This window comes from Pseudomonas sp. p50(2008), from assembly GCF_015351605.1.
Lineage (GTDB): Bacteria > Pseudomonadota > Gammaproteobacteria > Pseudomonadales > Pseudomonadaceae > Aquipseudomonas.
In genome coordinates, this window is the sequence record NZ_JACMYF010000005.1 from 379,676 (window position 1) to 393,829 (window position 14,154).

Consider the following 14,154-nt stretch of genomic DNA (forward strand, 5'->3'; position numbering starts at 1 on the left):
ATCTACAGGCGACACAAATCCCCTGTGGGAACCAGCCTGCTGGCGATGGCGTTTTCGAATTCAACGGACATCTCGGACCGGGTCGGCAATCCCTCCATATCCCCGCGACTCTGCACCGCCCGGCTGCCAATCCAGTTGGCGCGTTTAACGGCCTCGGCAAAGCTGTGGTTTTCGAGCAGCGCGCTGATCATCCCGACGGCAAACCCGTCGCCGGCACCGACGGTATCGACCACCGTTGCCACCGGCACGCCGGCGACGAATCCTTGATCCAGATGCGTGCGGTAGTACGCCCCGTGCGGCCCCAGTTTGATGGCTACCGCTTCGGCGCCCTGATCCAGATAAAACGCCGCGATGTCGGCCGGGTCATCGAAACCGGTCAGCAAGCGACCTTCACTCAAACCCGGCAGCACCCAATGGGCGAGGGCGGCGAGGCGGTTGATCTCGGTGATCATCTGCTGTTCGCTGGCCCACAGGCTCGGGCGCAGGTTGGGATCGAAAGACACACTGCGCCCAGCCTCGCGCATGCGGGTCATCAACTCGACAGACATTTCCCGAGCGCTGGCGGACAGCGCCGGAGGAATACCGGTGGCATGAAGATGCCGAGCGTTAAGTAATTCCGGCTTGATCGATAGCGACGACAGGTGACTGGCCGCCGACCCTCGACGAAAGTACTCGACCACCGGATCGCTGCCATCCTCGGCGCGGGATTTGAGCTGAAAACCGGTGGGGTGCAGGTTATCGACAGCGACATGGCTGCAATCCAGGCCTTCCTTTGCCAGGGTATCGATCACGAAACGCCCAAGCGAATCGCCACCGACCCGGCTAAGCCAGGCCACCTTGAACCCCAACCGCGACAAACCAATGGCGACGTTGCTGTCGGCACCGGCAATGCGTTTATGAAAATGGCCAACGTCGGCCAGTTCACCGCTCTGCTCGGCGACGAACATCGCCATGGTTTCACCGAAGGACAGAATATCGATCTCAGACATGAGCGTTCTCCAGTCGGGATTGGCCGAGAAGGGCGAGGGCGGCGACATGCTCGGTGGTCAGTTGAGTCAGGTCATCACCTTGCAGGGGATATTCCGCTGCGCGCATGACGCCGTGGTCCATGTGCCGCAGCAGTTGTTCCCAGGCCTGCAGGTCACTCGCGGCAGGTGGGATGGCGACCAGTTTGCCGTCGGTGCGGCGAGTGACCGCTTTGCAATGCACATAGCCGACGTGGCGACCCAGCAGTCTTGCAGCGCTGGCCGCCGATTGGTCCTGCCAGTGCCAGTTACCAATATCGAAAGTCATCTTGATCGGCAGTTTGTATTGCTCGACATCGGCGAAAAAGCGCTGGAACGGTTCGATGCGACCACCCTGCAGGGTCTGATCGTTTTCCACCAGTAACTGCACGGTGCTTTTGCTCAGCACTTGATTCAGGGACTGGAGGTCGCAGGTGTCGGTGAAGTAACCCAGGGATACCTTCAGCCATTTAGCGCCGAACGCCTGGGCGCGTTGCAGGGCGGTGATCAGCTCCGGATTGGGTCTCGACTGACCGGCCAGCCACAGCTCCATGGGTGAGGAATAGACGCTTTCCAGGCCTTGGGCCTCAGTTGAGTCAGCCAGGAGCGCGGGGTCTTCTACGGTGAGCAATTCTTCACGCCATTCAATGCGCGTGGCGCCGGCGGCGGCCAGTATCTCGATGAAACTGCCCTGGCCGCGTTGGCGGACCAAGTCGGCACCGTAGCTGGAGAGGCTGATGGAAACGTGTGGTTTACTCATTGTTATTGACCTCTGAAACCGGTTTCATTTTTGTTCAAAAAAAAGGGTTGTCGGGTTGAAATGTACTATGACGCTAAGGGCCTCATCGCGGGCAAGCCCGCTCCCACATTTGATTTGCGAATACAGGCCCACTGTGGGAACGGGCTTGCCCGCGATGAGGTCGGAACGTTCACCGAGAATTCCCAACGGTCGACCCCCGCACAATTAATCGCGCCGAAAAATCCAGCGTCCGCACCGGCCCGTCATCCCCCCGCAAACGCTTGAGCAAACACTCAAACGCACTCGCACCGATCTCGGCGGTTGGCTGGGCGAGAGCGGTAATGCCGCTGCCCACCAAGGGGTACCAATCCAGGTCATCAAGGGCGATCAACCCGACGTCCTCAAACAGGTTGCAGTTCAATGCGCGTAACGCATGAGTGCTGGCCAGCGCCGCGATGCCGTTCGCGCAGAACAGTGCTTTCGGGCCAGGACCGGTGGAATCGAGGAAGGTTTTCAGCTGTGCAGTCAGGTCGCTGCCGGTCTCAACGAGGGTGCCGCGAAGCGCCGGGCGCTGGGCAATGTGCGCTTTGAAACTGCTGACCCGTTCTATCCGCGAACTGGTGCCGTCATACGGTTCGGTGACCATCAGCACATCGCGATAGCCACGCGCTTCCAAGTGATCGAGGGCCATTTCGACGGCCGCTGGGTTGTCCAGCCCGACCAGGTCGCTCTCAAGCTGATCGACCTTGCGGTCCACCAATACCAAGGGCATTTCGCGATGCAGCTCATGCAACGCATCGCGGTGATGGCCAAGGGTGTTCACGATCAAGCCTTCGATGTTGTACGAGCGCAGCAGCGCCAGGTGCTGGCGTTCCTGCTCGTCATCGCGGTCGGTGTTGCACACCACCAGGCTGTAGCCGTGCTGACGGCAGGCGGTTTCCACCCCGTGCATCACGGCAATCGAATAAGGGTTGCGGATATCGGCCACCAGCATGCCGATCAGGCGAGTGCGCCCACGTTTCAGACCGCGAGCCATCTGGTTTGGACGGTAGCCCAGTTCGGCAATCGACTGCTCGATACGCAAGGCAATGGCATCGGAGAGCAGGGCACGGTCATCGCCGATGAAGCGCGAAACGCTGGCCTTGGAGACCCTGGCGTGTTTAGCGACATCAAGCATCGTCACGCGGCTGCGCTGGGCGGCGGAGAAGTCATTCACGGTCTGAAACCTTCTTATTGGATTTATACGGTTGAGTGCATGCACTGAAACCGGTTTCAGGAGACACCAATTGCCAATCTGTCGTCAAGCCCCCGTGTCGATAAAGAACGACAAGCGGTGTTCATACCAGCACGCTCAACCCTGCAGAAATCAACAGCAACGCGGCCATGCACCGGTTGAACAACTGAAACGAACGCACGGTGCGCAACCACCGCGTCGAGCCCGCGCCGAGCAATGCCCAAACACCCAGGCAAGGCAGGGAGATCAGAAAAAATGTCAGCGACAACCAGGCCACGTGCAGCATCCTTCGCTCACCGCCGCCAGCGAAAACACTGACCACCGCGAGCGCCATCATCCAGGTCTTCGGGTTGATCAGTTGCAGGCTGGCGGCACCCACCAGACCCAGTCGGGCCTCTGCGCGTTGTGCAGTGAGCGGCGCTGCAGGCGCCATGAAAATCTGCCAGGCCAGGTAACTCAACCACGTCACACCGATCCACTGCATTGCGGTTTGGACCCCCGGCACGGCGACGAGTGTCGAGCCAGCCCCCGTGCCTACCAACAGCACAATCAGCGCAGCGCTGGCGCACGCACCGAAAATGATCGGCAGGGTCGCTGCCAGTCCATAGCGGGCACTGTTGCTCAACACCAGAATATTGGTCGGGCCAGGCGTAATCGACGCCACGAAGGCAAACAGCATAAAGGGTAGAAAGGTCGGGAAAGAGGACAACATCGCAGGCAACTCCGGAGAAGATCATTGAAGTCGATCTTCACAACCGCGCGGGTTATCTGTCTGGAAGATTTGAGCAGCGCTTGCGGTACAACGCTGGAGTCAGCCCATAGGCGCGTACAAACCAGCGACCCAAATGGCTCTGATCGGCAAACCCTAGCGTCATGGCCACGGTGGTCGGTTGCTCGCCAAGGGCCAACATCCGGCGAGCCTGAGCCAGGCGCAATTGCACCAGGTAAGCGTGGGGTGCGAGGCCATAAGCGGCCTTGAACGCACGGGTCAGGCGAAAGCGGTCAACGCCGGTGACCGTCGCGAGGTGCTCCAGGCCAATGTCCTCGTGGGCATTGGCGTGCAGATACTCCCTTGCCTTTTGCGCAACCTGAGGCAAGCGCGGATCTTCACGATAGCGAGCGCGCCAGTGCAGGTGGCGGGTCAAGCGCTCAAGCAAGCCGTCGAGGGTTGTCTGGCGCACGATTTTCAACTCACTTTGATGCAGCGTCTCGAACGCCTGGTTGGTGGCGTGTGCCAGCTGCGGGTCATGGGTAAGCGTATGGGCAAAACTCAATTGACTGTTCAGCGGCGCGTCCTCGAACACACGGCTGATTTCGCGCTCCAGCCACTGCGCTTCGAGGTACAGCATGCGGTAGGTGAAGCCGTCTTCGGTCGGTGCCTCACCATCGTGTATGTCCCCCGGCTCCAGCAAAAACACCTTGCCCGGCGTGCTTTGATGTTTGGCCCGTCGGCAATTGAACTGCTGAACGCCTTGCTCGGTGACGCCGACCAGGTAGCTGTCATGCCAATGCGGATCGTAGGCGTGGCCCTCGAAATGCGCGCGCAGAGTCTCGATACCGGTGTCGGCATCCTGGGCGAGATCGATCCAGTTTTGAGAAGTCATGCGGCACCTGTGGGGTGGTTGGTCGAGCTATTTGACGCCTGGGCCAAGGATGTTAGCTAGAAGGTTTGTGCGATCGACATTCATTGCCGACAGGCAGAGCTGGCTAGCGGTAGCAAAAAAAGAGGCGCCACTAGCAGTTCTGATAGTTATGTTTGCGTCAAAATTCTGGTGAAGTGAAGGGTATGTGAGATTTCTCTTTTTGGTGGAGCACAAAGTGATGTACCTACCTACTCCAGCGGATGCGGATGATCCAGTGGAGCTGTTCTCGGACATACGCATCTGTGCTCCAGGCAACGTCAGAGTCTGGCGAAAATCTGCGACAAATGCTTTGCTGACGTGGGACGAACCCTATGCAACGTGCCATTTGTGCCCGGACGCAATTGGATATGAAGTGTTCGGGGAAGGCATCACCGGGAAAAACGTAAGCCGGCCGCCCTGTGAAATCACCGGCTTGAAAGCCAATGCCGATTACCTGATTTACGTCACGGCAAAAGCCACCGGGAACAATGTTTCGAGCCCCAGTGTTGTTCGTCTTTTGAAAATGGTTCCACCCGGCAAACCGGGCACACCAGTACTGAGTGAGTTGAGTCATGACTCGGTGAACATGAGCTGGGCGCCTTCGCCTCATTTTGGTGAAGATGTCCGCTACAGCGTTTATCTGAATGGTTTTCTGATCAAGGTGGTCAGTTCCCCGAGCGCACGTCTCACCCATCTGAAGTCTCATACCGACTATCTCGTTAAAGTGCGGGCTGCTAATGGGGCGGGTGTATCCGAGCCGAGCATCCTTGCGTTCAAAACGAGAGTGCGTGCGCCCACCAATCTGAGATTCAGTCAGCGCAACGGGATTTGCAGATTGGCATGGGACCCGGTTTTCAAACAGGCCCCCACCCATGAAGTCTCGATCAATGGCCAGGTTTTCACTATTGCCCAAGGCTTCTGGGGTTACAACTTCAGGCTGGCTGATGTGTCGCCGGGACCGGTTCCGCACCACCTGAAATTCGCGGTTCATGCCCGGCAGGATGGGGATACTTCCGACGTCACGCTGCTCGAAAGAACCATCGCTGATGACGTTCCCCCGACTCGACCCGGGGCTCCCGTTGTGAGCGACATCACGGAAAAAGGTGCAACGCTGAGTTGGGAACCCTCAAGTGATGATGTTGGCGTGTCCGGGTATCAAGTTGTCCTGAACGGGTTGCTTGTTTTTCCGACTCTGGGCACGCGCTTCACCTTTACTGGGTTGACCAGCGGCGCCTATCACTGGGTGTACGTGCGTGCCCGAGACAACGAAGGAAACCTGTCGGGGGTTAGCCCAGGAACGGTTTTTCAAACCGCCGGGCAAGCGCCTGCACCCCGCCCGTTACCGCCTGAGGCGAGTATCACTGCCTTGACCTCCAGGTCGGCCCGACTGGAGTGGCAGCACCAAGAAGGCGTCGCCGGCTCTGGCGTAAGAATCCTGATCAATGAAGAACGTTTCATAGACGTGCTTATATTCAACACCATCGTCCTGCCCGATCTGATCCCTAATGCTGAATACTCAATCAGCGTCTCGACGTTCGACATCTTCGGACAGTTGTCCGAGCCGACAACGCTGGTCTATGAGCCCCTGGACGTAACCCCGCCCAGCGCGCCGGGAAACCTGCGCAATGTCGATGTGGGAACTGATTGGGTCAAGCTGATATGGGATGAATCCACGGACGACGTCGGTGTGTGTGAGTATGTGATTTACAGCAACCACGAATATTTCGACAGCACAGCGCTGACGCATTACACCGCTGTCGACTTGTTGCCCGGCACACACTTGTTTGAGGTGTGTGCCATGGACCTTTCCGGCAATGCCTCCGATCCGGCAGCCCTGACTGTCTTCATCAAAGGCCCGCCATCGGATGCTCCCACCAACTTTCGATTTACCCAGACGAATTTGCTCCCGACCCTGGAATGGGATGCGCCAGAGACCTTGGACAAGGTTTTCCGTTATAGCGTTATCTTGACCGGACCCAACGGCGGCACCCTCCATTACGAGTCCATCGACACGGTTTTGAAACCGCTCTTGTTTCCACGCACCCGCTACGAGGCAACGATCACGGCTATTACTGCCAACGGGCAGTCTCTGCCTTTGATGGGGGAGTTCACCACGAAGTAAGCGTTTGCGGTCGAGGTTATTTCAACCAAACAACCCCGCCGCGATATTGATCGAAAAGCCCAATATCGCGGTATTGAACAGGAACCCGATCAACGATTGCGCCAGCACGATCTTGCGCATATTCCGTGTAGCCACACCCACATCGGACGTCTGCACCGCCACGCCGATGGTGAACGAGAAGTAAAGGAAGTCCCAGTAGTTGGGTGTCGTGAGGCCTTCGGCAAAACGCAATGCCTGTTCCTTCCCCTCCCAGGTGTAAAACAGACGGGCGTAGTGCACGCTGAAGATCACCCCGATCAGCAGCCAGGAGCCGATGACGGTCAACGCCGTGAAGCCGTAGTGCATCAGCTTGTGGGTGCTGTCCAGGTCCTTGCTGCCGGCCAGTTCGAAGGTGATGGTCGCCAGGCTCGCGATCGCGGCGATGCACACCACGAACAGCACCAGCCCGGCATTTTCATCTTCGATCTCGGCAATGCGCTTTACATCGGGTGCCTTGGCCCGCGAGGTAAGCCAGAGCATCAGCACCAGATACGTCCAGACACCGGCGTTCCAGCCGAAGAGGATTTTACTGATGATGGAATCGGCCGGTGCCAGGATACCCACGGCGATGCCGAGGGTGGTGGCGGCGGACAGGCGAGGGTGGGTACGGGCGAGGAGGGGCATGTGGGCTCGATCGGCGAGGATGTGCAGACACCTTAGCCCAGCGTGGTCCGGTGTGACCATAACCCTGAAATGGTGCAAACCTTTGTGGGAGCGAGCCTGCTCGCTCCCACAATTGATTTATGTTTGCTCAATGACCTTTATGGCGTTTGCGCACCAGCTTCATCACCACCACAAAAAACACCGGCACGAACAGCACCGCCAATGTCGCTGTGATCATCCCGCCGATGACCCCGGTGCCAATGGCTTGCTGGCTTGCCGAGCTGGCACCGGTGGCAATCGCCAGCGGCACCACGCCGAGGATGAACGCCAGTGACGTCATGACAATCGGTCGCAGACGCAAGCGCGCCGCTTGCAGGGTGGCATCGATCAGGTCGTGGCCTTCGTCATACAGACTCTTGGCGAATTCGATGATCAGGATCGCGTTCTTTGCCGACAGGCCGATGATGGTAATCAGCCCGACCTTGAAGAACACGTCGTTAGGCATCCCGCGCAACGTCACCGCCAGCACCGCGCCCAGCACGCCGAGCGGCACGACCAGCAGTACCGACGTCGGGATCGACCAGCTCTCGTACAACGCCGCCAGGCACAGGAACACGATCAGCAGCGACAGCCCGAGGAGAATCGGCGCCTGACTGCCGGACAGGCGTTCCTGCAGCGACAGACCGGTCCATTCCTGACCCAATCCGGCGGGACCTTGCGCCACGAGGCGTTCGATTTCCGCCATGGCTTCGCCGGTGCTGTGGCCGGGTTTCGGTTCGCCGGAAATACTGATCGCCGGATAGCCGTTGTAGCGTGTCAATTGCGCCGGCCCCTGGGTCCATTTGGCCTGGACGAACGCCGACAGCGGCACCATTTTCCCGGCACTGTTTCGCACATGCATTTTCAGCAAATCAGCCACCTGACTGCGTTGATCGCCTTCAGCTTGCACCACCACCCGCTGCATCCGCCCCTGATTGGGGAAGTCGTTGACGTAGGTCGAACCGACGGCGGTGGACAGCACGTTGCCAATGTCGGCAAACGACACGCCCAGGGCATTGGCCTGCTTGCGATCCACGATCAGTTGCACCTGCGGCGCCTCGGCCAGAGCGCTTTCGCGCACGTTCATCAGGACCGGGCTCTTCTCAGCAGCGGCCAGCAACTCGGTGCGTGCCTGCATCAGCGTGGCATGGCCGAGACCGCCACGGTCCTGCAGACGGAATTCAAAACCGCTGGAGGTCCCGAGACCATCGACCGGAGGCGGCAGGACGGCGAACGCAACGGCATCCTTGATCTGGCTCAGGGCGATGTTGGCCCGGTCAGCAATGGAACTCGCCGAGTCGTCACTGCCACGTTCGGACCAGTCCTTGAGGGTGGTAAACGCCAACGCGGCGTTCTGTCCGCTGCCGGAAAAACTGAAACCCAGAATCACCGTGCTGTCGCCAACGCCTGGCTCGGTGGCGTTGTGCGCCTCGATTTGTTCGACGACCTCGACCGTACGGTTCTTGCTCGCCCCCGGCGGCAATTGCACGTCGGTGATGGTGTAGCCCTGATCCTCAACCGGCAGGAACGAGGAGGGCAGGCGACTGAACATCACTCCCAGACCGATCAACAGCACGCCGTAGATCAACAGGTATCGACCGCTGCGCTTGAGCGCGTAGGCAACCCAGCCTTGATAGCGCTCGGTCAGTTGCTCGAAGCGGCGGTTGAACCAACCAAAGAAACCGCCCTTGGCATGATGCTCGCCTTTGGCGATCGGCTTGAGCAATGTTGCGCAGAGTGCCGGGGTCAAGGTCAGCGCAAGGAACGCCGAGAACAGGATCGAGGTGGCCATCGACAGGGAAAACTGGCGGTAAATCACGCCAACCGAGCCCTGCATGAACGCCATGGGTATGAACACCGCCACCAGCACCAGCGTGATGCCAATGATCGCGCCGGTGATCTGCTTCATCGCCTTGCGCGTCGCCTCCTTGGGCGAGAGGCCCTCGGTGACCATGATTCGTTCGACGTTTTCCACCACCACAATCGCGTCATCCACCAGGATGCCAATGGCCAGCACCATGCCGAACATGGTCAGCACGTTGATCGAAAACCCGAGGGCCAGCATGGTCGCGAAAGTCCCCATCAACGCGACCGGCACCACCAGCGTGGGAATCAGCGTGTAGCGAATGTTCTGCAGGAACAGGAACATCACAGCGAACACCAGCAGCATCGCCTCGCCGAGGGTGTACACCACTTTGGTGATCGAGACTTTGACGAAGGGCGAGGTGTCGTACGGAATCTTGTATTCAACGCCTGCCGGGAAGTAGCGCGAAAGTTCATCCATCTTCGCCCGCACCAGCGTCGCGGTGTTCAGGGCGTTGGCGCTGGGTGCAAGCTGCACGCTGACGGCGGTCGACGGCTTGCCGTTCAGGCGAGTGCCGAACTGGTATTCCTGACTGCCGATTTCCACACGCGCCACATCGGCGATGCGCACCGTAGAGCCGTCGGGATTGGCCTTGAGCACGATGTCGGCGAATTCTTCCGGCGTCGACAGCTGACCTTTGACCAGAATGGTCGCGGTGATTTCCTGGGTGCTGCGGGTCGGCAAATCACCAATGCTGCCGGCGGAAACCTGAGCGTTCTGCGCGACGATGGCCGCGTTGACGTCGGCGGGCGTGAGGTTGAAGCCGATCAGTTTCTGCGGGTCGATCCAGATTCGCATGGCCCGCTCGGCGCCGTACAGTTGCGCCTTGCCGACACCGTCCAGGCGCTTGATTTCGTTCATCACGTTGCGCGCCAGGTAGTCACTGAGCGCCACTTCGTCGAGCTTGCCATCGCTGGAGGTGAGGGTGATCAACAGCAGGAAACCAGAGGAGACTTTCTCTACCTGCAAACCTTGCTGATTCACCGCTTGGGGCAAGCGCGACTCCACCACTTTCAGGCGGTTTTGCACATCGACCTGGGCCAGTTCAGGGTTGGTGCCCGGCTGGAAGGTGGCCTTGATCGTCGCGCTGCCCAGGCTGCTCTGGGACTCGAAATACAGCAGATGATCAGCACCGTTGAGTTCTTCCTCAATCAGGCTGACCACGCTTTCATCAATGGTTTGCGCGGAGGCGCCGGGGTACACGGCATAGATCTCGACCTGCGGCGGCGCAACGTCGGGGTACTGCGCGACCGGCAACTGCGGAATGGCCAAGGCACCGGCCAGCAGGATAAACAGGGCGACCACCCAGGCGAATACCGGGCGGTCGATAAAGAACTGCGGCATAAAAAAGCGTCCTGCTTACTGGCCAGAAACCTGGGCAAGTGGAAGAGGGGTGTCATCGATCTGCACTTTTTCACCGGGACGGGCGTGTTGCAGGCCCTCGATGACGATGCGGTCGCCGGCCTTCAGACCGCCGGTGACGATCCAGCGATCGTTCTGCACCGCACCCAGTTCGACGGGTTGCTGACCGACCCGCAGTTCCGAATCCAGCAACAGCACCTGAGCGATACCCGCGCTGTCTCGCTGAATCGCCCGTTGCGGCACGCTGATGCCTTGCTGATTGACGGCTTGCTCCAGGCGCACCCGAACAAAGCTGCCCGGCAGCAAATCAAGGTCCGGGTTGGGAAACTCGCTGCGCAGGATGATCTGGCCGGTGCCTGGGTCAACGGTGATGTCGGTGAACAGGAGCTTGCCCGGCAACGGATACAGGCTGCCGTCGTCCTGGATCAGCGTGGCTTTGGCCTGGCCTTGACCGACCTGCTGCAACTGGCCGGAGCGGAAAGCACGGCGAAGGTCGTTGAGTTCCCGGGTCGATTGGGTCAGGTCGGCGTGGATCGGGTTCAGCTGTTGAATCAGTGCCAGAGGGGTGGTTTCGTTCTGTCCGACCAAGGCCCCTTCGGTGACCAGGGCCCGTCCGATACGTCCGGAAATCGGCGCTGTGACGGTGGCGTAGCCGAGGTTCAACTTCGCCCGCTCGACCGCGGCCTTGTTGGCGGCGACTTCGGCGGCTGTTTGCCGGCTCGCGGCCCGGGCGTTGTCGTAATCCTGGCCGCTGATGGCGTTGCCTTCGATCAGTTGGGCGTAACGCTGCTCTTGCAGGCGTGCCTGGAAGGCGTTGGCCTCAGCCTTGCGCAGGGACGCCTCGGCGCTGTCCAGGTCGGCTTTGAACGGCGCCGGGTCGATGCGAAACAGTACATCGCCTTTTTTCACGTCGCTGCCTTCACGGTAAACCTGCTGCAGCACGACCCCGGCCACGCGCGCGCGGACTTCGGCGATGCGCGGCGCGACGATCCGCCCGCTGAGTTCACTGCTGATCGACAACGGCCGTGCTTCGATAGTCTCGATGCGAACGGTGGCCAACGGCGCCGCTTCTTCAGCGACCGATGACTTGTCACAGGCGCTGAGCATCACGGCCAGTGCAATCAGGCTGAGCCTGGCGAGCAGATTCTTCGACATGTAATTACCCCAAAAATAACCACCAGCATGCTACTGGCAGGTGGCGAGGGTAGCGGTGAAGCTTTGTAGGTGCTGTGTGAAATTGTGTAAGGGTTTTACTCAGGTGTGTGCGGGGGCGTATATCCTTTGCAGCCTGAGACTTTTTTGCGACTGTAGGGCCGCCATCGCGGGCAAGCCCGCTCCCACAGTGACCGGGGATGTTCACCCAATCCATGTCCACATCCGATCCCTGTGGGAGCGGGCTTGCCCGCGATAGCGGCATAACTGGCGCCACCGTACTTTCTGGAAACACCCATGCCCAACATCCTCCTGGTCGAAGACGACACCGCGCTCGCCGAACTGATTGCCAGCTACCTGGAACGCAATAGCTACTCCGTGAGCGTGATCAGCCGCGGTGACCAGGTGCGCGAACGTGCGCGGCTCAATCCGCCGGACCTGGTCATCCTCGACCTGATGCTGCCGGGCCTCGACGGTCTGCAAGTCTGCCGTCTGCTGCGCGCTGATTCGGCCACGCTGCCGATTCTGATGCTCACCGCCCGCGACGACAGCCACGATCAGGTGCTGGGCCTGGAGATGGGCGCCGACGATTACGTCACCAAGCCCTGCGAACCGCGGGTGTTGCTGGCGCGGGTGCGAACCTTGCTGCGCCGCAGCAGCCTCAGCGAACCGCAGACCGCCAATGACCGTATCCTCATAGGCAACCTGTGCATTGACCTGTCCGAGCGCACTGTGACCTGGCGCGATCAGTTACTCGAGCTCTCCAGCGGCGAGTACAACCTGCTGGTGGTGCTGGCCCGGCATGCCGGCGAAGTACTGAGCCGCGACCAGATTCTGCAACGCTTGCGCGGTATCGAATTCAACGGCACTGACCGCTCGGTGGACGTGGCGATTTCCAAGCTGCGGCGCAAGTTCGACGACAACGCGGGCGAGGCGCGCAAAATCAAGACCGTGTGGGGCAAGGGTTATCTGTTCAGCCGCTCCGAGTGGGAATGCTGACGCCATGTTCAGACTTCTGTTTCGTCTGTACCTGGTAACCATCGTCTCGTACAGCGCGGCGATTTACCTGGTCCCCGACCTGGTGATCAAGCTCTTCCATGAACGCTTCATGGCGTACAACCTGGATTACTCCCGAGGACTGCAGACGCTCATCGCCAAGCAATTTCAAGCGATACCCGAGGCGCAATGGCCGGCCCTGGCCGACGAGATGGACAAGGAATTCCAGCCGCTGCACATCGTCCTGGCGCGCAGTGATTCCGACGATTTCACCCCCGCCGAACAGCAACGTTTGCAGCGTGGCGAGAACGTCGTGCGCATCGGTGACTGGGGATGGCGCACGCTGGCCGTGGCGCCGCTGAACCAGCACATGGCCGTGCAAATGGTGGTGCCGCCGGACCCGCTCGACGTCAACCTGTTGTACTGGAGCATCAACGTGCTGATCGGCGCGACCATGCTCGCTTGCATGTTGCTGTGGCTGCGTGGGCACTGGCGCGATCTGGAGCGTCTCAAGGGGACCGCAGAGCGCTTCGGCAAAGGACAGTTGGGCGAGCGTACGAAGATTTCACCCCGTTCCAACATCGGCAGCCTGGCGAATGTGTTCGACACGATGGCGGGTGATATCGAGAGCTTGCTCAATCAACAGCGCGACTTGCTCAACGCTGTCTCCCACGAATTGCGAACCCCGCTGACCCGCCTGGATTTCGGCCTGGCACTGGCGCTGTCCGACGAGATGCCGGCCGCCAGCCGTGAACGCCTGCAAGGGCTGGTCGCGCACATTCGAGAGCTGGATGAACTGGTGCTGGAATTGCTGTCCTACAGCCGCCTGCAAAACCCGGCGCGGTTGCCGGAGCAGGTCGAGGTTTCGCTGGATGAATTCGTCGACAGCGTGCTGGGCAGCGTCGATGAAGAACTGGAGTCACCGGACATCGTCATCGACGTGCGGCTTCACGGGCAACTCGAACGCTTCAGCCTTGACCCGCGCCTGACCGCCCGGGCGCTGCAGAACCTGCTGCGCAACGCCATGCGCTATTGTGAAAAGCGCATTCAGGTCAGCGTGCAGGTCGTGGCTCAGGGGTGTGAAATCTGGGTCGATGACGATGGAATCGGGATCCCCGACGACGAGGTTGAGCGCATTTTCGAACCCTTTTATCGCCTCGACCGCAGCCGCGACCGCGCCACGGGCGGCTTTGGCCTGGGGCTGGCGATCAGTCGGCGGGCGCTGGAGGCGCAGGGTGGAACGCTGACGGTCGAGGCATCACCGCTCGGTGGCGCGCGATTCAGGCTATGGCTGCCAACGCCTGGCTGATCGTTCTTCAGGAGCACCACAAACCCTTCTCCAGACGCTACACACACGGTGGCGAGCAAGCTCGCTCGT

At 60.1% G+C, this 14,154-nt stretch carries 11 protein-coding genes; 3 read left to right on the forward strand and 8 right to left on the reverse strand.

The genetic code is table 11. The annotated features are described in order from the left end of the window. Positions 1-2: 2 nt before the first annotated feature. The 5 genes from H7698_RS16410 to H7698_RS16430 all read right to left on the reverse strand — a co-directional run bounded on the left by H7698_RS16410 (position 3) and on the right by H7698_RS16430 (position 4,581). Positions 3-989, reverse strand: a complete 987-nt coding sequence (locus H7698_RS16410; protein ID WP_194692106.1) for a sugar kinase — start codon at positions 987-989, stop codon at positions 3-5. Next, complete coding sequence (locus H7698_RS16415) at positions 982-1,764, reverse strand: sugar phosphate isomerase/epimerase family protein (RefSeq protein ID WP_194692107.1); 783 nt, start codon at positions 1,762-1,764, stop codon at positions 982-984. Before H7698_RS16415 ends, H7698_RS16410 begins: the two co-directional genes overlap by 8 nt. Before the next feature lie 169 nt (positions 1,765-1,933). Continuing rightward, positions 1,934-2,959: a LacI family DNA-binding transcriptional regulator gene (locus H7698_RS16420; protein WP_194692108.1), complete on the reverse strand. Its 1,026-nt coding sequence runs from the start codon at positions 2,957-2,959 to the stop codon at positions 1,934-1,936. A 121-nt stretch (positions 2,960-3,080) separates the two neighbouring features. Beyond that, positions 3,081-3,689, reverse strand: coding sequence for a LysE family translocator (locus H7698_RS16425; RefSeq protein ID WP_194692109.1), 609 nt, complete (start codon positions 3,687-3,689; stop codon positions 3,081-3,083). A 52-nt stretch (positions 3,690-3,741) separates the two neighbouring features. Next, positions 3,742-4,581, reverse strand: coding sequence for an AraC family transcriptional regulator (locus H7698_RS16430; protein WP_194692110.1), 840 nt, complete (start codon positions 4,579-4,581; stop codon positions 3,742-3,744). A 217-nt stretch (positions 4,582-4,798) separates the two neighbouring features. On the opposite strand from H7698_RS16430, the gene H7698_RS16435 reads away from it, so the two are divergent. Beyond that, positions 4,799-6,721 carry a fibronectin type III domain-containing protein gene (locus H7698_RS16435; protein ID WP_194692111.1) on the forward strand — a complete coding sequence of 641 codons (1,923 nt, stop codon included), beginning with the start codon at positions 4,799-4,801 and terminating at the stop codon, positions 6,719-6,721. Positions 6,722-6,742: 21 nt separating this feature from the next. Here the strand turns inward: H7698_RS16435 and H7698_RS16440 are convergent, their stop codons facing one another. The 3 genes from H7698_RS16440 to H7698_RS16450 form a co-directional block, all read right to left on the reverse strand. Continuing rightward, positions 6,743-7,384, reverse strand: coding sequence for a DUF1345 domain-containing protein (locus H7698_RS16440; protein ID WP_194692112.1), 642 nt, complete (start codon positions 7,382-7,384; stop codon positions 6,743-6,745). A gap of 127 nt (positions 7,385-7,511) precedes the next feature. Beyond that, on the reverse strand, positions 7,512-10,610 hold the full coding sequence (locus H7698_RS16445; RefSeq protein ID WP_194692113.1) for an efflux RND transporter permease subunit: 3,099 nt from the start codon (positions 10,608-10,610) through the stop codon (positions 7,512-7,514). A gap of 15 nt (positions 10,611-10,625) precedes the next feature. Then, positions 10,626-11,783, reverse strand: coding sequence for an efflux RND transporter periplasmic adaptor subunit (locus H7698_RS16450; protein ID WP_194692114.1), 1,158 nt, complete (start codon positions 11,781-11,783; stop codon positions 10,626-10,628). A 294-nt stretch (positions 11,784-12,077) separates the two neighbouring features. Here H7698_RS16450 and H7698_RS16455 point away from each other — a divergent pair, with 294 nt between their 5' ends. Next, positions 12,078-12,779 (forward strand): response regulator transcription factor, encoded by a 702-nt coding sequence (locus H7698_RS16455; protein ID WP_162436455.1) that lies wholly within the window; start codon positions 12,078-12,080, stop codon positions 12,777-12,779. Between the two features lie 4 nt (positions 12,780-12,783). After that, the gene (locus H7698_RS16460; protein ID WP_194692115.1) at positions 12,784-14,085 is read left to right on the forward strand and encodes an ATP-binding protein; all 1,302 of its coding nucleotides are present in this window, start codon (positions 12,784-12,786) and stop codon (positions 14,083-14,085) included. The last annotated feature ends 69 nt before the right edge of the window (positions 14,086-14,154 follow it).

Excerpts from the sequence above, each read along its gene's own strand:
- H7698_RS16410 (WP_194692106.1), bottom strand. The coding sequence starts at position 989 with ATGTCTGAGATCGATATTCTGTCCTTCGGTGAAACCATGGCGATGTTC.
- H7698_RS16415 (WP_194692107.1), bottom strand. The coding sequence starts at position 1,764 with ATGAGTAAACCACACGTTTCCATCAGCCTCTCCAGCTACGGTGCCGAC.
- H7698_RS16425 (WP_194692109.1), bottom strand. The coding sequence starts at position 3,689 with ATGTTGTCCTCTTTCCCGACCTTTCTACCCTTTATGCTGTTTGCCTTC.
- H7698_RS16430 (WP_194692110.1), bottom strand. The coding sequence starts at position 4,581 with ATGACTTCTCAAAACTGGATCGATCTCGCCCAGGATGCCGACACCGGT.
- H7698_RS16435 (WP_194692111.1), top strand. The coding sequence starts at position 4,799 with ATGTACCTACCTACTCCAGCGGATGCGGATGATCCAGTGGAGCTGTTC.
- H7698_RS16440 (WP_194692112.1), bottom strand. The coding sequence starts at position 7,384 with ATGCCCCTCCTCGCCCGTACCCACCCTCGCCTGTCCGCCGCCACCACC.
- H7698_RS16445 (WP_194692113.1), bottom strand. The coding sequence starts at position 10,610 with ATGCCGCAGTTCTTTATCGACCGCCCGGTATTCGCCTGGGTGGTCGCC.
- H7698_RS16450 (WP_194692114.1), bottom strand. The coding sequence starts at position 11,783 with ATGTCGAAGAATCTGCTCGCCAGGCTCAGCCTGATTGCACTGGCCGTG.
- H7698_RS16455 (WP_162436455.1), top strand. The coding sequence starts at position 12,078 with ATGCCCAACATCCTCCTGGTCGAAGACGACACCGCGCTCGCCGAACTG.
- H7698_RS16460 (WP_194692115.1), top strand. The coding sequence starts at position 12,784 with ATGTTCAGACTTCTGTTTCGTCTGTACCTGGTAACCATCGTCTCGTAC.